Here is a 23,325-nt window from a genome sequence, read left to right as displayed (position 1 = left end):
TGTGACGGGAGGTGACCGATGCCGACGCGCACCATCGACGGACGACGGGTGGCGGTGAGCCGCCTCGACAAGGTGCTCTATCCGGCCACCGCGAACGGCCCCGCAGTGACCAAGGGCGAGGTGATCGACTACTACGAGGCCATCGCACCGGCGATGCTGCCGCACGTCGTGGATCGTCCGGTGACCCGCAAGCGCTGGCCGAACGGGGTCGACGAGCCGTCGTTCTTCGAGAAGAACCTCGCTGCGTCCGCACCGGACTGGCTCACCCGTCACGCGGTCCATCACAAGGACCGGGCGGTGCGGTACCCGGTGATCGATTCCGCTGCGGCCCTGGTGTGGATCGGCCAGCAGGCGGCGCTCGAGGTCCACGTTCCGCAGTGGCGCTTCGTCGACGGCGAGCCGGGGCCTGCGACGCGGCTGGTGTTCGATCTCGATCCCGGTGACGGTGTGGGGCTCGCGGAGTGCGCGCGGGTCGCCGCCGCGGTGCGGGACCTGGTGGCGAGCCTGGGCTGGACGGCGTACCCGGTCACCAGTGGCAGCAAAGGGATTCACGTGTACGTGCCGTTGGACCGGACCCTTGCGCCGGGCGGGGCCTCCACTGTCGCGCGGAAGGTCGCGACCAGCTTGGAACAGTTGCACCCCGATTTGGTGACGGCGACGATGGCGAAATCGGTGCGGGCGGGCCGCGTCTTCGTGGACTGGAGCCAGAACAACGCGGCGAAGACCACCATTGCGCCGTACTCGTTGCGCGGCCGGGCGGCACCCACCGTGGCGGCGCCGCGGACCTGGGACGAACTCGAGGATCCCGGCCTGCGGCATCTGCGGTTCGACGAGGTCCTCGACCGGTTCCGGCGGGACGGCGACCTCATCGCCGACCTCGATCCGCGGATGGATGCCCTCACCGAGTACCGCCGCAAGCGCGACGCCGACCGTACGCCCGAACCGATCCCGCAGACCGCGGCCGAAGGCGGCGAGGGCAATTCGTTCGTGATCCAGGAGCACCACGCCCGACGCCTGCACTACGACTTCCGTCTCGAACGTGACGGAGTGATGGTGTCGTGGGCGGTACCCCGCGGGCTGCCGACGTCGTCGAAGGAGAACCGTCTGGCCGTTCACACCGAGGACCACCCGCTCGAGTACGCAAGCTTCGCGGGATCGATTCCCAAGGGCGAGTACGGCGGCGGCACCGTGAGCATCTGGGACGCGGGGACGTACGAGCCGGAGAAATGGCGCGACGACGAGGTGATCGTGCGACTGTCCGGGCAGCGGGCCCAGGGGCGATACGCGCTCATCCGCACCGAGGGCGACCAGTGGCTGATGCACTTGATGAAGGATGACGGTGGTGCAACCGATCTGCCCCGCGGGCTCGCCCCGATGCTCGCCACCGCCGGCACGCTCGACGGGCTCGAACCCGAGCAGTGGGCGTTCGAGGGAAAGTGGGACGGCATCCGACTGATCGTCGAATTCGACGGCACGACGGTGCGGTTGCGAGGGCGGGCGGGAAACGATGTGACCGAACGCTATCCGGCGTTGCAGGCGCTCGCGGCGGCTCTCGACGGGCATCGAGTGGTGCTCGACGGCGAGGTGGTGAGCCTGGACTCGCACGGCAACACCAGTTTTCCCGCGCTGCAGGCCGGCGGCGTCCCCCAGTTCCGGGCCTTCGACATCCTGTACCTCGACGGGGTCTCGCTGCTCCGCAAGCGCTACGACGACCGCCGACGGATCCTCGACGCGCTGGCCGCGGCCACGGTGGGTCTCGACGTGCCGCCGCAGTTGACGGGCAGCGTCGCGGACGTGCGCGCGCAGAGCAAGGACCTCGAGGGCGTCGTCGCGAAGCGTCGCGACTCGATCTACCTGCCGGGTCGCCGCGGGACGGCGTGGATCAAGACGAAGAACTGGCTCACGCAGGAAGTGGTGATCGGGGGATGGCGGCGGGGCCGCGGTGCCCGCGAGGCAGGCATCGGGTCGCTACTGCTGGGTGTTCCCGACAAGGCCGGGCTGCGGTACGTCGGACGGGTCGGGACCGGGTTCAGCGAACGGGAGCGCGAACGGCTGATCGAGTTGCTCGGACCCCTCGAACGCGAATCGAGCCCCTTCGCCGGCGAGGTACCCGACGTCGACCGGGATACCGTGTGGGTGACGCCGAGCGTCGTCGGTGAGGTGCGGTACCGGGAACGCACCGACGCCGGGCGCCTGCGGCACCCGGCGTGGCGCGGGCTGCGGGACGACAAGTCTCCCGACGACGTTCGCATCGAATAGGAGCCGTCGCCCGGCGATCAGCCCAGGCGTCGTTCCGGCGAGGCGTGGGTGAGTTCCGCGATCTCCGCGCGCAGTGCCGACTGCTGGTCCTCGAGGGCGAGTATCTCGCGGATGCCGGTGAGATTGACGCCGAGCTCGACCAGTTCGGTGATGCGGCGCAGCCGCTCGAGGTCCTCGTGGCTGTAGCGTCGGGTGCCGCCGCCGGTGCGGTCCGGGGCGAGCAGTCCGCGGCGCTCGTACAGGCGCAGGGTTTGGGGGCCGACTCCGGACAGTTCGGCGGTGACCGAGATGCCGTACACCCCCCGGTCGACGGGGGCGGCGGCGGAGCCGTAGGAGCGGGTGGGTCGCTCGTGGGTGTGACTGTGCATCGAATCCTCCGCTTCGTACAGTGCTGCGAATCGTGCGTGGGACGCCGATCGCAGCGATCGGGCATGCGGATCCTGGGATCGAAAAGTGTTTCTCGTCTACACAGATAACCTCCTCTGGTCGGGTCAACCACGGCCCGTGGCTTGCCGAAATCGTGGTCGGTGCCGTTACGATCGATCGGGCGAAACGTGCGGGGTGGGTTCGCAGCCACCCCGGTGCGCCGGCTGCCACCGTGGGTTACGGGGGCCACTTCAAGTCAGAGATGAGGGCGCATGCCCCGCACGCAGGAACACACAGCGCGGTACACCGATGCTCTGATCGCGCTTGCAGCCGCCACGCACCGTCCCGCCAACATCGTCAACCTCCATGACCGTTACGCGATCCGCGTCGATTTCGAGTTCAATCGCTACGTCCTGGCGACCAACTCGGAAGACGGCCTGACCAGCGACGTCGACGCCATCGAGGCCTGGCACGTCGCGTTCTTCCAGCTGTCCGACGGCGCTGCCGACGAACTGCTCGCAGAGGCCGAGGACGAATGGCTGGCCGATGCCTTCGACCAGGCGCTCGACTGCCTGCGCCGCTCGGCGAACTGGATCGACTCCGACGCCAAGTTCGGGGAACTGGCGAAGTTGCCGGTCGGCGTCGCGAGCGAAGCCTGAGCCACCGCTAGGCTGCGCCCTCGACCACCGTGACGGGGCGATCGAGTGCCACCTCGACGGGGGACCACGCGCCCTCGAGCTCGAGGCGCTCCACCGCGCGGCCGTAGGCGACGATCAGGTCGCGGTCGGTTTCCTCCGCGATCGGATGCGCCCCGGCCGGCGAGTTCTGCAGGACCTGGACCGTCCAGAGGTCGAGGTCGCTGCGGACGTCAGCCAGGCCCAGCTCGCTGTTCGTGGCCAGCAGGATGCGCCCGGATCCGGCGTCGGCGCGGATCGCGTAGCCGAGTGCGGTCTTCACTACCGAGGCCGGCAGGTGGGTGAAGGCGGCGAAGCCGATCAGGGCGTCGGTGTAGAGGTCCGTGAAGTACTCGTGCTTGCGTGCCATGTCGCTCGTCTCTCTCTCGGGCCACCGAACGCTGTCGGCGGTGCGCGGGTCTCGGGCGGTTGCCGGCGGACCCTTCGGGTGTGAACTGGAGTTCGTCAGTTTCCTATCTGGTGCCGCGCACCTTGTCTCAACCGTTTCGCTCAGTAAATCTATACCATAGGGCATAGATTAACGTTGTTCGCGTCGGCCGGTCCGGTCGACGACGTCGTGAGATTCGGTGGTGCGAGATGGAGACGGTGGCGAGTTCGGCAGTGTCGAGTTCGAAGGAAGAGGTGCAGGCGGATTCGCTGCTCGATCACCCCACGTCGGGGCTCGTGATACTCGCGGGCCTCGTCGGTGGGCTCGTCGTGTTCGGGACGTCGGTCCTGGGGGTGATGGTGCCGTGAAGGAAGCTCGCGGAGCGGCCGGATGCCGCCGCCCGGTAGGTTTTCGCTGAGCGGGCGTGCGCACTACGCGCGGTGGGACGGAGGCGGGCGATGACGGATCGTGTCGGGGCGGGACGGCAATGGTACGACCGCGCGGGACGTCCGATCTCCGCAGACGAGGCCGAGCGACTCCTCGGACGCCCCGGCTACGACAGGGTCGGGTCCACCACGATTCTCGACATGGCGGACCTGGACTGGATCCGCGACGTCTCGACGGTGTGGATCGGTCTCGATTTCAACGGCGAGAACGATTCCGGGCCTCCGCTGATCTTCGAGGCTGCGGTCTTCGACCGGGACCACGAGACGCTCGAACACCGTTGGTATGCAACGGAAGAAGAGGCGATGACGGCGCACGAGGACTTCGTCACCGCGGCGTGCGGCGAGGCGATCGACCCGGTGGTACTGCAGACCGCTGATCCGGCGCCCTGACCGGTTGCGGAGCATTCATGCGTAAGGCAGATCGTCCCTCCCTCTGAACCCTCTGAACCTTCTGAAAGCAGGTGGCATGTTCGGGTTTGTCGTGCACGGTTCGCATCTCATGCAGTTCGCGCGTGCGGTCGGCGATTTCGATCTCGTCTTCGAGGATGTCGGGCGTCTGGCGGCCACCGGCCCGGACGCGCTCGTCGCACCACCGACGTTCCTGATGGCTGCCGACCACTTCGATCCCACCTACGTGCGCCGCCCGCGGCCGGGAACCTCGTGGCTCGGGTCGCGGCCGCGCGACAGCGCGCAGCAGTCCGGATTCCACATGGAGCAACACTTCACGTTCCGTCGCCCCGTCCGTGCCGGTGACGTCCTGACCGCCGCATCGCGGCCCGGCGCCACCTGGGAGAAGAGCGGACGCCGCGCCGGGACGATGACGTTCGGCGAGACCCTCACCGACTACCGCGATTGCGATGGTGAACTCGTCGCGACCGCGCGCTGGGTCTCCGCCATGGTCGAGCGCAAACCGGACGCGCCGTCCCCCGCCGCAGCGGCCGATCGCTCATCCTCCCGACCAGCACCGGTCGTCGAACACGGCTCGGCTGCACAGGATCTCACGGTCGGAAGCGCATGGACCGTCGTGCTGGTCGAGGATCTGACGCGGGCGCAGATCGTCATGTACGCGGGTGCGTCCGGCGACTTCCACCCGCTGCACAGCGACGACGTTTACGCGCGCGATCGCGGGCACGCGGGTGTCTTCGCGCACGGCATGCTGACGATGGGCATGACCGGCCGGGCCGTCACCGACCGTTTCGGTCACGCGAGCGTCCGGTCGTTCGGTGGCCGGATCGTCTCGCAGGTCTGGCCCGGGGACACTCTCACCGCGCGCGTCGAGATCACCGCCGTCCGGGCGGGCGACGACGGCGGGACCCTTGCCGATATCGCACTCACCACCACGAATCAGCAGGGCGTGGCGGTCTTCAGCGGTGCCGCGGAGGTGCTGGTGGATGAATCGGAGTGCCCTCGGCAGGATTCGAACCTGCGACACCGGCTTTAGGAGAGCCGTGCTCTATCCCCTGAGCTACGAGGGCGGGGGCGGGGCGAACGGGAGTCGCGCTGTTCCGCAGTTAGGGAGTGTAGCGGCCGGAGGGCGTCCGAGATGAATCGGTCGGACGGGTCGTGCGAAGGGGTGTGGTTGCCGGTGCGGCTGATCCGCCGCGCCGGGCCGACACGCCCGGTGGCCGCCCCGCGACCGCGCGTCGATCGGGCGCGCTCCCAGCACTGATGCGGCAACTCGAAAATAAAGATCAGGTAACGCTGGCGGGGACGTATATGGATTTGTTACCTTGGCCCGGCAGCAAGATCGAGTGCACTCCGGAGTGTGCGGCCGAAGAAACCGATTGACGAGGTAATTGACTGTGGGACGCCATCACCGGACGTCAGCAGACGCTGTTCTCATCGAGCTCGACCCGACGCTCCGGCGCGGCCGCCACCGTGAGGAGACCTCCGGTCCCGGCGCAGGCTTGAAGGCCGCCACGGTTGCCGCGGCGACGGGCGCGATCATCACCGCGGGTGCCCAGCTCGGCGCCGGCAGTGCCGCCGCCGCCCCGGCTCCCGCGCCGCTCCAGGTCCCCGCCGGACTGCTGCCTGCGGGCGTCGAACTTCCGCAGTTCCAGCTCCCCGAGTTGCCCGCAGCTCCGGCGCTGCCGACCGCACAGGAACTGATCCAGCAGGCCAAGACGATCGAGATCCCGGCTGAACTCCCGCAGGTGCAGGACGTCGTCGACAACCTCACGGCCGCCGCCGAGGCCGCCTTCGGTTCGGTGGGCACGCCCAACGCGCGCGCCGTGAAGCCGGTGTCCGGCACGCTCACGTCCGACTTCGGACCGCGCTGGGGCAGCCATCACGGCGGCCTCGACATCGCGGCACCGATCGGTACCCCGGTGTACGCGGCAGCGGACGGCGTTGTCGTCGACGCCGGTCCCGCGTCCGGCTTCGGCCTGTGGGTGCGCGTCAAGCACGACGACGGCACCACCACGGTCTACGGCCACGTCAACGACTACCAGGTGAACGTCGGCCAGCACGTCGTCGCCGGCCAGCAGATCGCCACCGTCGGCAACCGCGGTCAGTCCACCGGCCCGCACCTGCACTTCGAGGTGTGGAGCCCGGGCGGCGCCAAGATCGACCCGTCCTCGTGGCTCGAGGAGCGCGGTGTCGCGGTCACGTGGCGAGGTGCCTCGGCCACCATGTGAGCCGATGCCGAAACGACGCAAAGTCCCCGCCCATCCGGGCGGGGACTTTGTCGTTCGAGTGGTGCGCCGAGATCCGCGGAGCTCAGGCGGCCGGCGCGGCGGACGTACGGGCCGCGTAGGACAGGCCGCACACCGCCATGACCTGACCGAGGCTCAGCGATCCCGCGTTGCCGTGCGCGCGGGAGAAGCGGCCGTCCGGACGCACCCACAACCGGACCGTCGTCACACCGTCCGCGCAAGCGAGGACGTACTCGTCGCAACCGTCGGGGCCGACCGACGTCTCGCACACGACGCCCTGCGTATGGGCGAGTTCGATCAGGTCCTCGATCACGAAAGCTGCTCCTCGTACCCCCGGGTCGACCGGGTCCTCCGTCGCCGTCCAGGCAACAGAGATTAGGTTAGCCTTCGCTCCTGTGGGCCTGTCAACCCTGCGTTCGGTCGGTGTGAGCAACCACTCCGGGTGCGGTCAGCGCGCCCCGAGTGCGACCGACGCCTCGCCGGTGTACGTGAGGAACGTCAGCGACTCCTGGAAGTACAGCTCGACGGTCTCCGCGTCGTGCGACAGGTAGCCGATCGACAGGTCCTGCCCGATCTGCAGGTCGAAGTCGCCGCCGCGCGTGGTCAGCACGAACGCCCCGTCGATCGCCGGTGCCCAGATGATGTCGCCGTCGATGAGGCGTCGGATGTGCTCGCGAATCGGGTAGCCGTGGTCCGACGTCTCGCTCACCTGCGTGTACGCCTCGGCGCTCAGCAGCACCGAGTAGGGGCCGTCGACGCCGGCCAGGCGCAGTTCGGACAGCGCCTGGCTGATGACCTCGGGTACGTCTCGGACGTCCTCGGGCAGCTGCAGCGGCGGGTTCGACGAGCTCGCCCGGATCCCCTCGATGCCGGCCGCGGCGTAGCCCTCGAAGATCGCCCGATCCTCGGCGAACGCGATCTTCTTCGCGGCATCTTTGACCGCATCCCAGTCCGCGTCCTGCGCGCCACGTTCGACGTTGTCGATCTCCTCGCGCGAGAGCTTGAACGGGACGCGCAACTCGACCAGTGGAGCCACTCGGCGCTGGCGGGCCATCACACCGGAGGCGGGGGCCTCGATCATGGTGGTGCGTCCCAGCCCGACCGCGGAGAAGTCGGTGCCGTGCGGGCCGGAGACGTCGACGACGGTACGTCCCGCGATGTGCCGCTTGAAGGTTCGGGTCGCCTCCTCCTCGATCGACGCCCAGGCGGCGTCGGTGATGGGGGCGAGACCGCGGTAGAGGTTGTTCATCGGTTGGAACTCCTTCTCAGACTGCCAATTCCGAGTGATCCGTCAGCGGCGGGAGACGGGCTCGTGCCTTCGGTGTCGGCGTTCCGGATGGCCGGCGCCGGCGGGAGATCGTCGAAGAACTCGACGGTGGGGGAGAAGAACAGGCCGCCGGTGACGGCCGTGGAGAAGTCGAGGATGCGGTCGGTGTTGCCTTCGGGCTTGCCGATGAACATGTTCCGCAGCATCTCCTCGGTGACCGACGGCGTCGCCGCGTACCCGATGAAGTACGTGCCGAACTCGCCGTCACCGAGGCTGCCGAACGGCATGTTGACGCGCAGGATCTGCCGCTCGTCGCCGTCCTCGTCGGTGATGGTGTTCAGCGCGACATGAGAGTTCGACGGCTTGACGTCGTCGGCGAACTCGATGTCGTCCAGCTTGGTGCGGCCGATGACGCGTTCCTGCTCCTCGGTGGAGATCGCGTTCCACGAGTCCATGTCGTGCAGGTACTTCTGCACGATGACGTAGCTGCCGCCGGTGAAGTCGGGGTCCTCGTCGCCCACGAGGGCGGCCTCGGCAGCCTCGACGCCTTCCGGGTTCTCGGTCCCGTCGACGAACCCCAGCAGGTCGCGCTGCTCGAAGTAGCGGAAGCCGTGCGTCTCGTCGACGACGGTCGCGGCGCCGCGCAGCCGTCCGACGATCTTCGACGCCAACTCGAAGCACAGGTCCATCGACACCGCACGAAGGTGGAACAGCAGATCGCCCGGTGTCGCGGGGGCGCGGTGCCGGCCGCCGTCGAGTTCGACGAACTCGTGCAGCTCCGCGGGCCGCGGGCCGTCGAACAGGCGGTCCCACGCGGACGAACCGATGGAGGCGACACACACCAATCCGGAGTCGGGCACCCGGAATCCGACGGCCTTGCGCAGGCCGTCGACGTCCGAGAGCACGTTGCGGACGGTGTCCTCGCCACCCTCGTCGATGGTGAGGACGAGGAAGATCGCCGCTGGTGTCAGCGGCGTCAGGATCAACTGAGATCGGGCCACGCCTTACGTTAGAACACTCCGGGCGACTCCGTCGCCCGTGCGCCTTTTCGGTAGCTGTAGCTACCAAAAAGGCGCACGGGCGCGAAGCGCCTATACCCCCGCCCAGGTATCCGGGCCGAAGACCTCGTAGTGGATGTTCGACTCGGGCACGTCGCGGGCGAGGAGCGACTCCTTCATCGCCAACATGAACGGCAGCGGGCCGCAGAGGAAGGCGCGGGTGCCGGGCTCGAGCGTGACGTCGGTCAGATCCGCACGGCCCAGCCGGATTCCGTCGAACGCCTCGCGCGCCCCCAGATCCTCGTACCAGCGGTGCACCACGCCCGACGGCAGCTTCTCGACCAGTTCGGTGAGCTCGGCGCGGTGCGCGTGCTGCGCGACGGATCGGTCGGCGTGCAGCACGGACACGCTGCGCTGGTCCTCGGTGGACGCGAGGTGCTCGAGCATGCCGATCATCGGGGTGCAGCCGATGCCGGCCGAGACCAGCAGCAGTGGCGCGTCGTCGTCGGGCAGGACCAGATCGCCGAAGGGCAGCGACACGGCCAGCTCGTCCCCTTCGAAGACGTTGTCGTACAGGAAGTTCGATACCTCACCGGCGGGTGCGGGGGTACCGTCGGCCAGCGTCCCGCCCGCGATGCGCTTGACGGTGATCCGCCACTGTTCGTCGGTGGGGCCGCAGGCGAGGCTGTACTGCCGGATCTGCCGCGCGCCGTCCGGCAGATGGACGGCGACCGAGATGTACTGGCCGGGGGCGAACGTGGGGAGTGGAGTGTTCTCTGCCGAGGCGAGCGTGAAGGAGACGGTGTCCGCCGACTGGTGCTCGCGGCGCGTCACCCGCACTGCGCGCCACACGTCACCGGCTGCGACACCGGCCTTCTCGTACAACCCGGCCTCCATCGCGATCAGCGTGTTCGCCATCAGCCAGTAGACCTCGTCCCACGCCGACGCGACCTCGGGCGTGACGGCCTCGCCGAGGATCTCGACGATCGCCTCGAACAGGTGCTTGTGCACGATCCAGTACTGGTCCGCGGTGATCCCGAGCGAGGCATGCTTGTGCGCGATGCGCGACAGGATCGCGTCCACCCGCTCGGGGTCGGGGTCGAGTTGCAGCGTCGCGAACGCGGCGACGGCGCCCGCAAGTGCCTTCTGCTGCTCACCCTGGCGCTGGTTGCCCCGGTTGAACAGGTCCCGCTCGAGCTCCGGGTGGGCGTCGAACATCTTGCGGTAGAACAGCGTCGTGATGTCGCCGATCGCCGCGCCCACGACGGGCAGGGTCGCGCGGACGGTTTCCTTCGAGGCCTCCGAGAGCATCGGATTCTCCTTGTCGGTCGGGTTTCTACGGTTAGGTCACTGCCGGTGAGTCGGGTACCGGCAGCACGGTTGTGGGGGTGGGGGCGGCGAGGTCGCGGACGGTCATCGCGTCGAGTGCGGTGTAGAACGCGTCCTGGGCGACGCGCAGGGACGACCTGAGCCGGCAGCCCCGACGCAGCGGGCACGGCTTGTCGCCCTCGCAGGTCACGACCTCGCCGTCGCCCTCGAGCTGACGGGTCAACCAGCCCACCGACGCGGTGCGACCGAGATCGGTGATCGCCAGCCCACCGCCGCGCCCACGGCGTGTCGTCACGACGCCGAGTTCGCTCAGTCGCGCAACCACTTTGGTCGCGTGCGTGTACGAGACGGCGAGCTGCTCGGCGACCGCGCGGGTGCTGGGACCGCCCGACCCGGCCGGGTCGGTGGCCAGGCGCATGACGATCCGCAGGCCCAGATCGGTGAACTGCGTCAGCTGCATGTCTCGACCGTAGAAAATTGGTATCTGCGATTCCAATTAGATGTGACGCGGGTCGCGGTGCCGGAGACGAAGTCCCGACCTTGGGCCTGGGCGGACGGGACTTTGGTCCCGAACCACTCGGGACCGTGGCATCCCCACGCAAACAGGCCCGAGTGACTAACGTCGGAGGTGGCACCTCGATCGGTTCGGTCCGGGGCAGGATCGACCACGAATGCCACACCGATTCGTCGCAAACGGAAGAGGGTGAGCGGGATGACCGCAGAGGGCATGCAGCAGGGCGTCGAGGAACCGTCGGTCGCCAGGGACGAGAACTCGGTGATCGTCGGCGTCGACGGATCGGACGCCGCCCAGGCGGCCGTCGTCTGGGCCGCGCGGATGTGCGCGGAGCGCAACCTCACCCTGCGAATCATCCACGCCCTCAACTTCTCGCCGTACACCTACGGGGCGCCCTACCTCGATGTCGCCGGGATCTACGACTGGATGGAGGACGAGGGCAAGGAGATCCTCGCCCGCGCCGCCGCGGCCGCCCGCGAAGTCTCCGCCGACCTGACGCTGTCCACCGAGATCTCCACGATGGGCGGCGCCCGCTGGCTCGTCTCGTTGTCGGAGGATTCGCGCGCGCTCGTCCTCGGCGCGTCCGGCAGCGGTGCGGCGGGCGGCATCGGTTCGACGGCGGTCAATGCCGCCAGCCACGGCGTGTGCCCGGTGGTCGTGGTGCACCAGCGCGACGGCGAGGTGCCCAGCGAGGGCCCGGTCGTCGTGGGCATCGACGGCAGCCAGACGAGCGAGCGCGCCACCGCGGTGGCGTTCGAGGAGGCGGCGCTGCGCGGGGTCCCCCTGGTCGCCGTGCACGCCTGGAGCGACACCCCGCACGGCACCCTGGCCGGTGGCCGCAGCGCGATCCGGGATCCGCGTGCGTTCGAGGACGCCGAGCGTGAGGTCCTCTCCGAACGTCTCGCCGGTTGGCGCGATCGCTACCCGGACGTCGAGGTCCAGCGCGAGCTGTACATCGACGGACCGCGCACCCATCTGCTGGCGTGGTCCCAGAAGGCGCAGCTCGTGGTGGTCGGCAGCCGTGGTCGCGGCGGATTCCGCGGATTGCTGCTGGGCTCGACCAGCAACGAGCTGGTCCAGAAGGCGCAGTGCCCCGTGATGGTGGTTCGGCCCGAGCGGTCGTAGAGTCCACTCCGTAACGTCCGTCACAGGTAAATACGGAATGGGGTCGCCGAAGTGCGCATCGGTATGGGCTTGAACTACAGCGGCGGATTCGCCGAGACCGTCGAGGAGGTCGCCGACCTCGAACGGGCGGGCCTGGACATCGTCTTCGTCCCCGAGGCGTACTCGTTCGACGCGGTCAGCCAGATCGGCTACCTCGCGGCGAAGACGTCGACGGTGGAGTTGGCGTCGGGCATCTTCCAGATCTACACCCGCACCCCGAGCCTCACCGCGATGACCGCGGCGGGTCTGGACTACGTCTCGAACGGCCGATTCGTGATGGGTATCGGGGCGTCGGGCCCGCAGGTGATCGAGGGCTTCCACGGCGTCAAGTACGACGCGCCGCTCGGCCGCACCCGCGAGCTCGTCGACATCTGTCGTCAGGTGTGGCGGCGGGAGAAGGTCGAGTACCAGGGCAAGTACTACAAGGTGCCGCTGCCCGCCGACCAGGGCACGGGGCTGGGCAAGCCGCTCAAGCTCATCAACCACCCCGTGCGCGACCGGATTCCGATCGTCATCGCCTCGCTCGGACCGAAGAACGTGGCGCTGACGGCGGAGATCGCGGAGGGCTGGGAACCGATCTTCTTCCACCCGGAGAAGGCCGACGCGGTGTGGGGCGACGCGCTCGCGACGGGCAAGGCCAAGCGTGATCCGAGCCTGGGCGACCTGCAGATCTACGCGAGCCCGGCGCTGGCGATCGGCGACGACGTCGAGCCCATGCTGGAGTGGATCAAGCCGAATCTGGCGCTCTACATCGGCGGCATGGGCGCCAAGGGCAAGAACTTCTACAACGACCTCGCGTGCCGCTACGGGTACGAGGAGGAGGCCGAGAAGATCCAGGACCTGTACCTGGCCGGCAAGAAGGCGGAGGCCACCGCCGCCGTGCCCGACGACCTCGTGCGTGCGATCTCCTTGATCGGCACCGAGAGTTTCGTCAAGGAACGGGTCGCGGCCTTCGCGGCCGCCGGCGCCACCACGCTCAACGTGATGCCGCTGGCCGCAGACCGTGCCGGGCGCGTCGCGCTCATCGAGCAGTTGCGCGCGATCGTCGACTGACGGACCCCGGCGAGCCGTGACGTGCCGAGCGTCACGGCTCGCCCGGGACCGAAGACCCACACGCGGGCCGCCGGAAATCAGGACAATGGGTCTCGACAGGTCCCGGAACACACCGCGGGTGTGAAGGAGAATCAGAATCCATGAGCGCAACAGATGCGATCGTCGTCGCAGTAGACGGTTCCGAAGCGGCATCGAACGCGGTGGTGTGGGCGGCCCGTGCCGCCGCGGCCCATCAGCGTCGCCTGCACATCGTGACCGCCGTGCACATCCCGGCCTTCTACTACTCCGAGCCCTACCTGGCACGCAGCTTCCAGGACGAGCTGCACGACACCGCCCGCGCCCGCCTCGACAGCGCACAGGTCCTCGCCCGGCAGTCGGCCGACGACAACGCGGCGATCGAGATCACGACCGAGGAACTCGAGGGCCGGCCGGCGCCGCTGCTGATCGACCTGTCGAAGCAGGCGTGGATGGTGGTCCTCGGCTCGCACGGCCACGGTGAGATCACCGGGCTGGTCGTCGGTTCGGTGACGGCCGCGGTGGCCGCGCACTCCGAGTGCCCCGTCGCCGTCGTTCGTGGCCGCACGCTCGACGGGCATCCGCCCACCGAGGGTCCGATCGTCGTGGGCGTCGACGGCTCCGAGTCCTGCAAGCCCGCCGTCGCCGCAGCGTTCGAGGAGGCCGCGATGCGCGGCGCCACCCTGGTTGCGGTCAACGTGTGGAGCGATGTCAGCGTGCAGCCGTCGCTCGGCGCGACACCGGACGACCCGCACTGGAGCCGTATCCAGACGGGTGAGGAAGTGGTGCTCGCCGAGCGGCTCGCGGGCTGGCAGGAGCGCTACCCGGATGTGACCGTCGAGCGTGTGGTCGCGCGTGACCGTCCGGTGCGGGTGCTCAGCGAGTACGCCGAGCAGGCGCAGTTGATCGTCGTCGGCACTCGCGGCCGGGGCGGCTTCAAGGGCATGCTGCTGGGTTCGACCAGTCGCGCGATGCTGCACACCGCCGATTGCCCGGTGCTGATCGTGCCGTCGGGCACCTAGATCCGAGCTTTTCGCCGGGGCCGTGCGGTTCGCCGCGCGGCCCCGTGGAATTCCCGTGGTCTTCGACCCTCTCAGGCGCGGGCCAGGGCCCGATAGCCCGACTCGTTGAGCGCGTGATGGCGCGCCCACCGCGTCTCTGTCCAGCCGGCGTCGGTGTGGGCCGCCACGAGAGCGGCCGTCGTGGCCGAGTGCAGGTCGAACTCGAGGGCGCGTCGCAGCTCCCGAATCTCGGCGGGGTCGGTTGCGGCGTCGACCTGTCCGATCGTCGCGTCGACCCGGGCGTCGGCGTCGTCGAGGATCCGCCGGTACGACGCGGGCAGCACCGCCCACAGCACGACGACGGCGACGACGACACCGATCACCGTCTCGACCAGGCGGTCGCGCGTCACCGCCGTCAGGTCCGCCGGTGACCCGAGCCCGGCGAGCAGCAGCGCGAGGATCGTGATGAACACCATCGCCAGCCCGTAGTTGCGGACGAGGTACGCCTGGATGCCGGCCATCGACGCGGCCAGCACGAGGACGAGTGCCGCACCCGTCGGGTCGAGCGGGGTCAGCGCGGCGAGGATCACCAGGCCCAGGACGGTCCCGGCGAACCGGTGCACGGCCCGATACGTCCCCAGGATCCGGTCCGGGCCCTGATGCAGGATCATGGCCGCGGTGATGACGGCCCAGTCCGGGCGGGCGACGCCGAGGAGCATCGCGGCCGCACCCGCTGTCGGGCAGGCGACGAGCAGTCGCACCACGATGAGCGTCGATCGGCTCCGCAGGTGCGCCGCGCGGCCGAGCCGGAATCGGACCGTCGGCCTCGGAGCGGGAACGCTCCGAGACAGGTCCTCGCCGTCGGTGTCGAGCGTCGAAGTGCTCCCGTGCAACAGGGCGACGCAGCGGTCCTGCGCGGTGAGCAGGTCTTCGGTGAGGGGATGGTCGCGGGCGGCGAGGTCGGCGTCGTGCAGGCACTGCCACGCGGTGTGGACCGCCTTGACCGCGGCGTGCCGTCGCACCGCCGATCCCCGGTCGTGGTCGAGGGCGTCGACCGCCGCGATCGCCGACGCCACCGCCGCGCGCTCGGGGGTCCGTGGCCGCAGCACGCATCCGGACATGGCGACGGCCACCGCGGTGGCCGCCCCGATCGCGGTCCAGCCGACGACGTGACCGACGGGAAGGCCGGCCGCCGGGAGGGCCGACGCGATCTCCACCGCGAGCAGCGGAAGGAAGGCGCCCGGCGCGCCGATGCGCAGCGCGTCGACCACGAAGGCGGCAACGGCCACGAATACCGACATCGTCAGCACCAGCGCCATGGGCCACCACGCCGACCCATCGGCGGACGCCGCTTCGTGGACCGCGCTGCCGACGACCGCGCCGAGCGTGGCCGCGACCACCATCACTCCGGCCGCGGCCGAGACCGCTCGCCACCGCACCCGATACGGACGGCTCTCCCCGTACACGACCGCGAAGGCGCCGAGAGCGGCCGTCGCGGCCGCCGGACCGTGACCGAGTGCGATGCCGAGCAGGCCGGGCAGGGCGACGGCGACCGCCGCCCGCGCAGTTCCCGGCCAGCGCCGACCGTCCCGCGGCACGCGCACCAGCGCGGGCCAGGGCCGCGCCGGGGTGGGAATCGGGGGAGGGGCTTCGATCGACACGGATCCTTACGTTACGAAACGGTCGGGGGCGCGATCGAATCAGGCGAACCGGGAATGTCGCCTACCGTGCATCCGGGTCTCGTGGCCTTCTCGATTCCTCCCCTCGGCGGAGGGGATCGGAGTTAAATGGATTCGAACAGGCGCAAGGGATTTCGACAGCAGTAGCACGGCCAGCCCAGTCCACCGCCCGCCCGCACCGGTTCGTTGCCGCCCGCGGGAGGCAGATCGTTTCGGGGATGCGCGATGAACGAAGCAGCCTTGGGAGTCCACGCGAGCGGGAGCCGGCCCGCCTTGTCCGGATCGGAGCCGGCCGAGTCGTCCGACGACGACGCGGGCAGTGGCGGTGGCGGCGCCCCCGGTGGCCGTATCACGCTCCGGGCGCTGCTCGCGGTGGCCCGCCTGACGCCGCCGCAGGCCGCGCAACTGGTCGCGGACCTGCTCGAACAGGTCGAACTGACAGCTACGCGTCGGGGCAGGCCGGTAACGCTGCCCCCCGAGGCCGTCACGGTGTCCGACGGTGGACGGCTCACGATCGACGGTGTCGACTCCCGTATCGACGTGGACGACGGCCTCGTCGATCTGATCCGGGGCATCGCGGCCAACTGCCGCGGTTCGGGCTTCGGTGATCTTCTTCGCGAATCAGTCTCGGGCACTGTGGATCCCCAGGAGTCGTCTCATCGGATTCGTCGGGTGATCGATCCCGAACTCGACCCCGACGGGGAGGCCCGGCGGCGGCGCCGGATCGCCGACCTCGTCGAGGCGGCGACCGTCCGGCCCTCGGCGAGCAGCCGGGCGGCCGCGGAGCCGCGCGACCCGTCCGCGACCCGGAACGGTCCGGCCGTGGCGACCGGATCGCTGGTGACGGGTACCGGTTGGTATCCGCCGGTGCGGAGTCCCTGGCACAGTCGGCGGCGGCGACCGTCCCGGCGTCAGGGCCTGTACGCCGTGCTCGCGCTCGTCGTTCTCGCCGGGTCGGCCGTCGCGGCTCCCCGCGCCTGGGATCAGTTGAGTCGGGGCTGGGACGCGCTGGTCCATCCGGTGAACGCCTCGTCCGCACAGAACCGCATCGAGCCGGTGTCGCCGCCGCCACCCGCACCCGAGGACCCGGCGGCCGCAGGCGGGGTCGCGCCGGCGGCGGTGGACACCGGTGCCCCGGCCGCGTCAGGTCAGATCACCGGGGTCACAGCAAGTTTCGCCGACGGCTTGTGCAGTCCCGGTAGGCCCTGCGCCGTCCGAGTGGACGTGCGACTGGACCCGTCGACGGTGGGCGCGGTCACCTGGAAGCTGAACGTCTACGACCGTTGCACCGGCGAGGTGCGTGAGGGGTCCGACGTCACCATCCCGGCGGAGCCGGGGCGCGACGGTGTGTACGGCCTGAGCCGGGCCACCCTTCCGGACAGTCCGGCGCTCGCCGTCGCGGCGATCACGAGCGTCCCGGCCGTCGCCGCGTCGGAGCCGCTGTACGTACCCGCCGAGAACGCGGTCTGCCGATGAGTGGGGACGGCGGCCGGGTTCGGGGACACGATCGGGAGTCCGACCCCTGGATCGTGGCGGCGGCGGTCGTTCTCGCGGTTCTCGGTCTCCTCAACCTGGTGTCCATCGGGTTCACGTCGCAGGCCATCCGCCACGCCTTCTTCACGGTGATCGGACTCGGATTGATGTGGGTCGTCTCCCGCACGCGCGTGAACAATCTGGCCCGGTTCGGGTGGGTGACCCTCGCAGTCTCGGTCGTGATGCTGGCGGCGGTGCCGCTCGTCGGCGTCGCGGTGAAGGGCGCGCAGCGGTGGCTGGACTTCGGCCTGTTCACCGTGCAGCCGTCGGAGATCGCCAAGCTCGGTCTGGTGATGGTGTCCGCGACCATCCTGGCCGGTGGCTACACGGTGGGCCGACTGACGGCGGCGTTGGCGATCGCAGGCGGCGTCGTCGCGCTCGTCGCGCTGCAGCCCGACCTGTCGAGTGCCGTGGTACTCGTCGCGATCGCGGTGTTGATGCTGATCCTGGCCCGGGTGCCGGCGGCGCCGCTGATGCCGCTGTTCGCCCTGGGGATCGCCGCGCTACCCATCGCCGTGCTCTTCCTGCGCCCGTACCAGCTCGAACGGATCCAGACGTTCATCTCCAGCGACGCCGATCCGGGCGGGTCGGGCTGGGCGTCGATGCAGGCCGACATCGCGGTCGGCAGCGGTGGCCTGTGGGGCCTGGCGCGCGACCCGGTCTACGACCTGAGGGCGGCATACCTGCCCGAGGCGGAGCACGACCTCGCGTTCGCGAGCGTCGTCTACGGGTGGGGGCTGTTCGCCGGTATCGCCGTCATCGCGGCCAGCCTGGTGATCACGTGGCGGGCCGCGCTCGCCGCGCGCCGCGCCCGGACCCGGGAGGCCGCGCTCGTGGCCGCGGGAATCGGCGGACTGTTCGGGATCCACGCGGTGCTGTCCATCGGGGCGAGCCTGTCGGTGCTGCCCCAGACCGGGATGCCGCTCCCGATGTTCAGCTACGGAGGCACCGTCGCGGTCGTCGGATTCGTGGCGATCGGACTGGTGCTCGCGGTGCGCCGCGACGGTGTCGGCCGCCCGCTGTGGGCGCAGCCGTCGACTCGCCGCGGTCGGCCCCGGGGCGTCACGGCCGGCTCGCTCGCGGTCACCGCGCTCCTCGTGGCCATGTCGGTCTTCGCGTGGCAGTTGCAGAGTGGCAGGGGTCCGGAGTTGCGCGCGCTCAGCGACACCCAGATGACCCGGTGCATCCGATTGCCCGCCGAGCGCGGCGAGATCCTCGACCGCAACGGGGTGCCGCTGGCGACCAACGTGCCCGAGTACTCCATATCGGTGGTCAGCCGCATGTTCGACGAGGACGATTCCGGGGAACGCATCATGCTGGCCGGGCTGCTCGGCGAGCCCGACGCCGAGCTGGCGGAAACGTTGAGCGCCCGCGGCGACGGCGAGATGCAGGCCGTCGTCGGCCGGGTGCCCCCGGAGCAGGCGCGGCGGATCATCGACGCGAAGCTGCCCGGGGTGCTCGTCGTGCCCTCTGGAAAGCGGCACTACCCGTACGGACCCTCGCTCGCCTCGGTGCTCGGCTACGTCGGCGTCGGCGATCCGCAGGACATGGAACGTTGGCCGCAGCTGGCCCTCGGGTCGAGGGTGGGCCGGGCGGGCCTCGAGAAGCAGTACGACGCGCTGCTCCGCGGCACCGACGGCAGACAATGTGTGTACGTCGACCCCGCCGGCAACCTGGTGGGCCCCGCCGAGCGGGTCGATCCGGTGCCGGGCCACGACCTGCGACTGCACCTGGACATCGGCCTGCAGACGCTGGCGACGGACGCGCTGGCCCAGGCGGTCCGCAGCAGCGGAGGTGACCTCGGCGCGGCGGTCGTGATGGACGCGCGCACCGGTGGGGTGCTCGCGCTCGCCAGCGTGCCCGGGTACGACAACAACGTCTACGGTCCCCCCGTCGACGCCGTCGCGCTGGCCGCCCAGACCGAGGGGGCGGGGCCCGGCAAGATGCTCAACCACGCCTACCAGACCGCCGCGCCACCCGGCTCCACCTTCAAGATCGTCGTCGCGTCGGCGAACCAGGAGGAGCAGGTCCTGGACCCGGAAGAGGTGATCGAGACCGGTGCCGCCTACAGCTACGGCGGGCACACGTTCGCGAACTGGCAACCGATGGGACCGAACAAACTGTTGGGCGCGATCCAGTGGTCGGACAACGTGTACTTCTACAAGCTCGGGGAACTCCTCGGTCCCGAACGGATGGCGCGGACCGCGTCCGAGCTCGGTGTGGGCAGCCGATCCGGCATCGACCTGCCCGGCGAGTCCGCCGGGTTCCTCGGCACCCCGGAGAACGTCGCCGACATCGGTGGCACGTGGTATCCCGGCTCCACGCTGTTGATGGGTATCGGCCAGGGCACCGTGATCGCGACGCCGGTGCAGGTGGCGCGCTGGACGTCCGGCATCGCGACCGGCGCGCTCGTCACCCCGCAACTCGCCGCCGCCGACGCCACCGGCGACGGCGCCCCGATTCCCACGGGCGAGCCGCAGCGCCTTCCCTTCGCCGACAACCTCGGTCCTGTCCGCGCCGGAATGCGGGCCTCGGCCACCGCGGGCACCGCGGGCCAGCTGGCCACGCTGCCGGTGACGGCCGGCGCCAAGACCGGTACAGCGGAGGATCCGTCGGCGCCGGGCGGGCTCAACGCCTGGTTCTCCGCGGTGGTGCCCTTCGAAACCCCCGAGATCGTCGTGACCGCACTGGTTCGCGGCGGCGGGTTCGGTTCCGCCACATCCGGTCCCGTGGTCAAGGCCATCCTCGAGCGCTACCTCGCGGAGCGGCCGGGCCCCCCGCCTGCGGCACCGGCGCCGGAACCCGGCCGGTGATCAGCCGCTGTAGGCGGCAACGACCTCGGGGTGATCGAGGCAGGCGGTGGCGCCCTCGGCGACGCACGTGAGGGGGCGTTCGGCCGTCTTCACCGGCAGGCCGAACGACTCCTCGAACAACTGGGACAGCCCGCGGAGCATCGCGCCACCGCCGATCATCAGAACGCCCTCGGACATCACGTCGCTGATCGCTTGCGGGGGAAGATCTTCCAGGCATGCGGTGAGGGTCTGCACGATTCCCGTCGTGGTCGGTCGCAGCGCCTCCACGATCTCCTCGACGTCGAGCGAGATCAGCCGGGCGCGGCCGGTGACGGCGTCCAGTCCCTCCACCACGAGCGATTGTTCGTCGGCGGTGTCGGGGGCGCCCATCTTCGCGCGCTCCGCGGTGAGTTCGCCGACGATGATCTGGTGTTCTTCGCGCAGGTAGTGGTGCAGCGCCTCGGTCAGTTCCTCGCCCGCCAGTTGGCAACTGCGGTGCGAGATCACGCCTCCGAAGCAGATCGCGGTGACCTCCGATACGCCGCCGCCCACGCTCACGACGAGATGCGCCCGCGGTTCGAGGGGGTTGACGCCGCACCCGAGTGCGCCGGCCACGGGTTCGGGGATCAGCCCGACCTTCCGCAGGCCCGCCTCGTGCCCGACCTCGAGCAGGGCGCGGCGCTCGAGCGGGGTGGCCCCGGCGGGTGCCGAGAAGACGGCCGTCTGCCGTCGGCCGTAACGGCGGTGCGGCGCGACCTGCTCGATGACGGCCGTGACGAAAGCCCGGGCCGACTCCAGGTCCACGATCACGCCGTCGCGCATGGGCCGCACCTGGGAGATCCCTGCCGGGGTGCGGCCGACGAGATTGCGCGCATCCTGGCCTATCACGAGGGCCCGATGCGGGTCCTTGTTCCGCACCAGCATGAAAGACGGTTCGTTCAGGACGATTCCGCCGTCGAGGGTTCCGACGACAGTGTTGGTAGTTCCGAGATCGATGCCAAGTCCACGCACGTCGGCCTCCCGAAGGGAATCGAACGAGATGGATTAGATGCTACGCACACCACGCAGCTTCATGGCCGGTTTCGCGGGGCAGCGCTCGGTGCGATCGTGCGTCGCGAACGACCGCGCCCGCGGGAGGTGACTCCCGCGGGCGCTGCGTCGAACCTGTGAGCGTGTCTAGAGGGTCCGTGCCAGGCGGTTTGCGAGCATTTTCGCGAAGTGTGCCGGATCCTCCAGCTCGCCGCCCTCTGCGAGAAGAGCGGTGCCGTAGAGCAATTCGGCGGTCTCGGCGAGACTCGGATCGTCACCGCGTTCGGCGTGCGCGGCGCGCAGGCCCTCCACCAACGGGTGGGTCGGATTGAGTTCGAGGATCCGCTTGAAGTGCGGGACCTCCTGGCCCGACGCCCGGTACATGCGCTCGAGCGACGGCGTCATGCCGAACTCGTCGCCGACGATGCAGGCGGGGGAGTCGGTGAGGCGCGTCGACAGGCGCACCTGCTTGACCTGCTCCTCCAGGGTGGAGGTGAGCCAGGCGAGAACGTCGGCGAACTGCTTGTCCTGTTCCTCACGCTTGGCCTCGGCGTCCTTCTTCTCCTCTTCGGTGTCGAGGTCCACCTCACCCTTCGCGATCGACTGCAGCGGCTTGCCGTCGAACTCGGGGACCGACGTCACCCACATCTCGTCGACCGGGTCGGTGAGGAGCAGCACCTCGAGGCCGCGGGCTCGGAACGCCTCCATGTGCGGCGACGCCTCGAGCTGTTGGCGGGACTCGCCGGTGAGGTAGTAGATCTGCTCCTGGCCGTCCTTCATCCGCTCGACGTACTGCGCGAGCGTGGTCTGCTCGTCCTCGCTGTGCGTCGACGGGAACGACGAGATCTCGAGCAGGGTGTCGCGGTTGTCGAAGTCCGAGAGCAGACCCTCCTTGAGGACCCGGCCGAACTGCGACCAGACGGTCCGGTACTTCTCGCGGGTCGCCTCGTCGTCGGACGAGAGCATGTCCTTGATCGTGGTGAGGACCTTCTTGGTGAGCCGGCGCCGGATCGCCCGGATCTGGCGGTCCTGCTGCAGAATCTCGCGAGAGACGTTGAGCGACAGGTCCTGCGCGTCCACCACGCCCTTGACGAAGCGCAGGTACTCGGGCATGAGTTCCTCGCAGTCGTCCATGATGAACACCCGCTTGACGTACAGGTGGATGCCCGCGCGGTGCTCCCGGGAGAAGAGGTCGAACGGGGCGTGCGACGGGATGAACAGCAGCGCCTGGTATTCGAACGTGCCCTCGGCCTTCATCGGGATGACCTCGAGCGGGTCGTCCCACGAGTGGCTGACGTGCTTGTAGAACTCGTTGTACTCGTCGTCGGTGACCTCGCTGCGCGGCCGGGCCCACAGCGCCTTCATGGAGTTGAGGGTTTCGGTCTCGACCACCGTCTTCGGCGCGGCGTCGTCCGCATCGTCGTCACTCTTCGGTGCCGGACGCTCCACCTGCATCCGCACCGGGTACGCGATGAAGTCCGAGTACCGCTTGACGATCTCGCGGAGCTTGCGCTCGGACGCGTAGTCGTACAGGTGATCCTCGACGTCCTCGGGCTTGAGGTGCAGCGTCACCGACGTGCCCTGCGGGGCGTCGTCGACGGTCTCGATCGTGTAGGTGGCGTCGCCGCTCGACTCCCAGCGCGTGCCGTGCTTCTCGCCGGCCTTGCGGGTGAGCAGCGTGACCTTGTCGGCGACCATGAACGTCGAATAGAAGCCGATGCCGAACTGTCCGATCAGCTCCTCCGACGCCGCCGCGTCCTTCGCCTCGCGCAGCTTGCGGCGAAGCTCGGCGGTGCCCGACTTGGCGAGGGTGCCGATCAGGTCGATCACCTCGTCGCGGGACATGCCGATGCCGTTGTCGCGCACCGTCAGGGTGCGCGTGTCGGCGTCCACCTCGAGCTCGATGTGCAGATCCGACGTGTCGGCCTCGAGGTCCTTGTCGCGGTAGGCCTCCAACTTGAGCTTGTCGAGCGCGTCGGACGCGTTCGAGACGAGCTCACGGAGGAAGGTGTCCTTGTTGGAGTACACCGAGTGGATCATCAGATCCAGGATCTGGCGAGTCTCCGTCTGGAACTCGCGCTGTTCGATACCCGTGGTCATTCGTGGTCCCCTTCGACAGCAGAACGTTCGACGCAGATGGTAGCGGCTCGCCGGCCCGCGCACC

At 69.6% G+C, this 23,325-nt stretch carries 22 protein-coding genes, 1 tRNA gene and 1 pseudogene; 12 read left to right on the top strand and 12 right to left on the bottom strand.

Annotated features, from left to right (window positions below; all coding sequences use genetic code 11):
• Positions 1–18: 18 nt before the first annotated feature.
• Entirely contained in the window at positions 19–2,259 is a 2,241-nt protein-coding gene (locus PSS76_RS11940) for an ATP-dependent DNA ligase (protein WP_013415123.1), read from the top strand.
• A 17-nt stretch (positions 2,260–2,276) separates the two neighbouring features.
• On the opposite strand, the gene PSS76_RS11935 is transcribed toward PSS76_RS11940, so the two are convergent.
• A complete protein-coding gene (locus PSS76_RS11935) occupies positions 2,277–2,627 on the bottom strand; it encodes a MerR family transcriptional regulator (RefSeq protein ID WP_005514924.1) in 351 nt (116 codons plus the stop codon).
• Between the two features lie 270 nt (positions 2,628–2,897).
• On the opposite strand from PSS76_RS11935, the gene PSS76_RS11930 reads away from it, so the two are divergent.
• Complete coding sequence (locus PSS76_RS11930) at positions 2,898–3,284, top strand: hypothetical protein (RefSeq protein ID WP_013415124.1); 387 nt, start codon at positions 2,898–2,900, stop codon at positions 3,282–3,284.
• 7 nt (positions 3,285–3,291) lie between these two features.
• Here the strand turns inward: PSS76_RS11930 and PSS76_RS11925 are convergent, their stop codons facing one another.
• Entirely contained in the window at positions 3,292–3,669 is a 378-nt protein-coding gene (locus tag PSS76_RS11925; protein ID WP_005514920.1) for a hypothetical protein, read from the bottom strand.
• Positions 3,670–3,905: 236 nt separating this feature from the next.
• Here PSS76_RS11925 and PSS76_RS11920 point away from each other — a divergent pair, with 236 nt between their 5' ends.
• The 3 genes and pseudogenes from PSS76_RS11920 to PSS76_RS23915 form a co-directional block, all read left to right on the top strand.
• A complete protein-coding gene (locus PSS76_RS11920) occupies positions 3,906–4,055 on the top strand; it encodes a hypothetical protein (protein WP_162096935.1) in 150 nt (49 codons plus the stop codon).
• A 90-nt stretch (positions 4,056–4,145) separates the two neighbouring features.
• Positions 4,146–4,523 (top strand): hypothetical protein, encoded by a 378-nt coding sequence (locus tag PSS76_RS11915; RefSeq protein WP_005514918.1) that lies wholly within the window; start codon positions 4,146–4,148, stop codon positions 4,521–4,523.
• Positions 4,524–4,599: 76 nt separating this feature from the next.
• Positions 4,600–4,998 (top strand): annotated as a pseudogene (locus PSS76_RS23915) (FAS1-like dehydratase domain-containing protein); the annotation flags it as partial.
• A gap of 81 nt (positions 4,999–5,079) precedes the next feature.
• Here PSS76_RS23915 and PSS76_RS11910 read toward each other — a convergent pair.
• A complete protein-coding gene (locus tag PSS76_RS11910; RefSeq protein WP_158023627.1) occupies positions 5,080–5,337 on the bottom strand; it encodes a hypothetical protein in 258 nt (85 codons plus the stop codon).
• Between PSS76_RS11910 and PSS76_RS11905 the strand changes: the two genes are divergently transcribed.
• Complete coding sequence (locus tag PSS76_RS11905; RefSeq protein ID WP_231849597.1) at positions 5,227–5,574, top strand: MaoC family dehydratase; 348 nt, start codon at positions 5,227–5,229, stop codon at positions 5,572–5,574. The genes PSS76_RS11910 and PSS76_RS11905 overlap by 111 nt on opposite strands.
• On the opposite strand, the gene PSS76_RS11900 is transcribed toward PSS76_RS11905, so the two are convergent.
• Positions 5,536–5,608, bottom strand: a tRNA-Arg gene (locus PSS76_RS11900). The genes PSS76_RS11905 and PSS76_RS11900 overlap by 39 nt on opposite strands.
• Before the next feature lie 327 nt (positions 5,609–5,935).
• On the opposite strand from PSS76_RS11900, the gene PSS76_RS11895 reads away from it, so the two are divergent.
• Complete coding sequence (locus tag PSS76_RS11895) at positions 5,936–6,769, top strand: M23 family metallopeptidase (protein WP_013415127.1); 834 nt, start codon at positions 5,936–5,938, stop codon at positions 6,767–6,769.
• Positions 6,770–6,851: 82 nt separating this feature from the next.
• Here the strand turns inward: PSS76_RS11895 and PSS76_RS11890 are convergent, their stop codons facing one another.
• The 5 genes from PSS76_RS11890 to PSS76_RS11870 form a co-directional block, all read right to left on the bottom strand.
• Complete coding sequence (locus PSS76_RS11890; RefSeq protein WP_005514916.1) at positions 6,852–7,100, bottom strand: hypothetical protein; 249 nt, start codon at positions 7,098–7,100, stop codon at positions 6,852–6,854.
• Positions 7,101–7,235: 135 nt separating this feature from the next.
• Positions 7,236–8,036 (bottom strand): family 1 encapsulin nanocompartment shell protein, encoded by an 801-nt coding sequence (locus PSS76_RS11885; protein ID WP_005514915.1) that lies wholly within the window; start codon positions 8,034–8,036, stop codon positions 7,236–7,238.
• Positions 8,033–9,055, bottom strand: a complete 1,023-nt coding sequence (locus PSS76_RS11880) for a Dyp-type peroxidase (protein WP_013415128.1) — start codon at positions 9,053–9,055, stop codon at positions 8,033–8,035. The genes PSS76_RS11885 and PSS76_RS11880 overlap by 4 nt, the downstream gene beginning before the upstream one ends.
• A gap of 90 nt (positions 9,056–9,145) precedes the next feature.
• The gene (locus PSS76_RS11875; protein WP_084865974.1) at positions 9,146–10,363 is read right to left on the bottom strand and encodes a globin domain-containing protein; all 1,218 of its coding nucleotides are present in this window, start codon (positions 10,361–10,363) and stop codon (positions 9,146–9,148) included.
• A gap of 31 nt (positions 10,364–10,394) precedes the next feature.
• Complete coding sequence (locus PSS76_RS11870; protein ID WP_005514909.1) at positions 10,395–10,841, bottom strand: RrF2 family transcriptional regulator; 447 nt, start codon at positions 10,839–10,841, stop codon at positions 10,395–10,397.
• A 252-nt stretch (positions 10,842–11,093) separates the two neighbouring features.
• Between PSS76_RS11870 and PSS76_RS11865 the strand changes: the two genes are divergently transcribed.
• The 3 genes from PSS76_RS11865 (at position 11,094) to PSS76_RS11855 (ending at position 14,149) form a co-directional block, all read left to right on the top strand.
• Positions 11,094–12,020 (top strand): universal stress protein, encoded by a 927-nt coding sequence (locus PSS76_RS11865; RefSeq protein ID WP_013415131.1) that lies wholly within the window; start codon positions 11,094–11,096, stop codon positions 12,018–12,020.
• Between the two features lie 51 nt (positions 12,021–12,071).
• Positions 12,072–13,112, top strand: a complete 1,041-nt coding sequence (locus PSS76_RS11860) for an LLM class F420-dependent oxidoreductase (protein WP_013415132.1) — start codon at positions 12,072–12,074, stop codon at positions 13,110–13,112.
• A 140-nt stretch (positions 13,113–13,252) separates the two neighbouring features.
• Complete coding sequence (locus PSS76_RS11855) at positions 13,253–14,149, top strand: universal stress protein (RefSeq protein ID WP_013415133.1); 897 nt, start codon at positions 13,253–13,255, stop codon at positions 14,147–14,149.
• Positions 14,150–14,220: 71 nt separating this feature from the next.
• Here PSS76_RS11855 and PSS76_RS11850 read toward each other — a convergent pair whose 3' ends face one another.
• Positions 14,221–15,789 (bottom strand): FUSC family protein, encoded by a 1,569-nt coding sequence (locus PSS76_RS11850; RefSeq protein ID WP_337456216.1) that lies wholly within the window; start codon positions 15,787–15,789, stop codon positions 14,221–14,223.
• Positions 15,790–16,032: 243 nt separating this feature from the next.
• Here PSS76_RS11850 and PSS76_RS11845 point away from each other — a divergent pair, with 243 nt between their 5' ends.
• Both PSS76_RS11845 and PSS76_RS11840 read left to right on the top strand, forming a co-directional pair.
• A complete protein-coding gene (locus tag PSS76_RS11845; RefSeq protein ID WP_337456215.1) occupies positions 16,033–17,283 on the top strand; it encodes a hypothetical protein in 1,251 nt (416 codons plus the stop codon).
• Positions 17,280–20,153: an FtsW/RodA/SpoVE family cell cycle protein gene (locus PSS76_RS11840; protein WP_337456214.1), complete on the top strand. Its 2,874-nt coding sequence runs from the start codon at positions 17,280–17,282 to the stop codon at positions 20,151–20,153. Before PSS76_RS11845 ends, PSS76_RS11840 begins: the two co-directional genes overlap by 4 nt.
• On the opposite strand, the gene PSS76_RS11835 is transcribed toward PSS76_RS11840, so the two are convergent.
• The gene (locus PSS76_RS11835; RefSeq protein ID WP_005514899.1) at positions 20,154–21,143 is read right to left on the bottom strand and encodes a rod shape-determining protein; all 990 of its coding nucleotides are present in this window, start codon (positions 21,141–21,143) and stop codon (positions 20,154–20,156) included.
• Positions 21,144–21,308: 165 nt separating this feature from the next.
• Positions 21,309–23,261 (bottom strand): molecular chaperone HtpG, encoded by a 1,953-nt coding sequence (htpG, locus tag PSS76_RS11830; RefSeq protein WP_013415137.1) that lies wholly within the window; start codon positions 23,259–23,261, stop codon positions 21,309–21,311.
• Positions 23,262–23,325: the final 64 nt, after the last annotated feature.

The organism is Prescottella sp. D32 (assembly GCF_037287305.1).
Taxonomy (GTDB): Bacteria; Actinomycetota; Actinomycetes; order Mycobacteriales; family Mycobacteriaceae; genus Prescottella; species Prescottella equi.
This window is presented reverse-complemented; position numbering and strand designations above follow the sequence as displayed.

Bases quoted from the DNA above. Each gene is read 5' to 3' on its own strand.
- htpG (WP_013415137.1), bottom strand. From the start codon at position 23,261: ATGACCACGGGTATCGAACAGCGCGAGTTCCAGACGGAGACTCGCCAG.
- PSS76_RS11940 (WP_013415123.1), top strand. From the start codon at position 19: ATGCCGACGCGCACCATCGACGGACGACGGGTGGCGGTGAGCCGCCTC.
- PSS76_RS11855 (WP_013415133.1), top strand. From the start codon at position 13,253: ATGAGCGCAACAGATGCGATCGTCGTCGCAGTAGACGGTTCCGAAGCG.
- PSS76_RS11875 (WP_084865974.1), bottom strand. From the start codon at position 10,363: ATGCTCTCGGAGGCCTCGAAGGAAACCGTCCGCGCGACCCTGCCCGTC.
- PSS76_RS11870 (WP_005514909.1), bottom strand. From the start codon at position 10,841: ATGCAGCTGACGCAGTTCACCGATCTGGGCCTGCGGATCGTCATGCGC.
- PSS76_RS11845 (WP_337456215.1), top strand. From the start codon at position 16,033: ATGAACGAAGCAGCCTTGGGAGTCCACGCGAGCGGGAGCCGGCCCGCC.
- PSS76_RS11930 (WP_013415124.1), top strand. From the start codon at position 2,898: ATGCCCCGCACGCAGGAACACACAGCGCGGTACACCGATGCTCTGATC.
- PSS76_RS11925 (WP_005514920.1), bottom strand. From the start codon at position 3,669: ATGGCACGCAAGCACGAGTACTTCACGGACCTCTACACCGACGCCCTG.
- PSS76_RS11865 (WP_013415131.1), top strand. From the start codon at position 11,094: ATGACCGCAGAGGGCATGCAGCAGGGCGTCGAGGAACCGTCGGTCGCC.
- PSS76_RS11840 (WP_337456214.1), top strand. From the start codon at position 17,280: ATGAGTGGGGACGGCGGCCGGGTTCGGGGACACGATCGGGAGTCCGAC.
- PSS76_RS11935 (WP_005514924.1), bottom strand. From the start codon at position 2,627: ATGCACAGTCACACCCACGAGCGACCCACCCGCTCCTACGGCTCCGCC.
- PSS76_RS11885 (WP_005514915.1), bottom strand. From the start codon at position 8,036: ATGAACAACCTCTACCGCGGTCTCGCCCCCATCACCGACGCCGCCTGG.
- PSS76_RS11915 (WP_005514918.1), top strand. From the start codon at position 4,146: ATGACGGATCGTGTCGGGGCGGGACGGCAATGGTACGACCGCGCGGGA.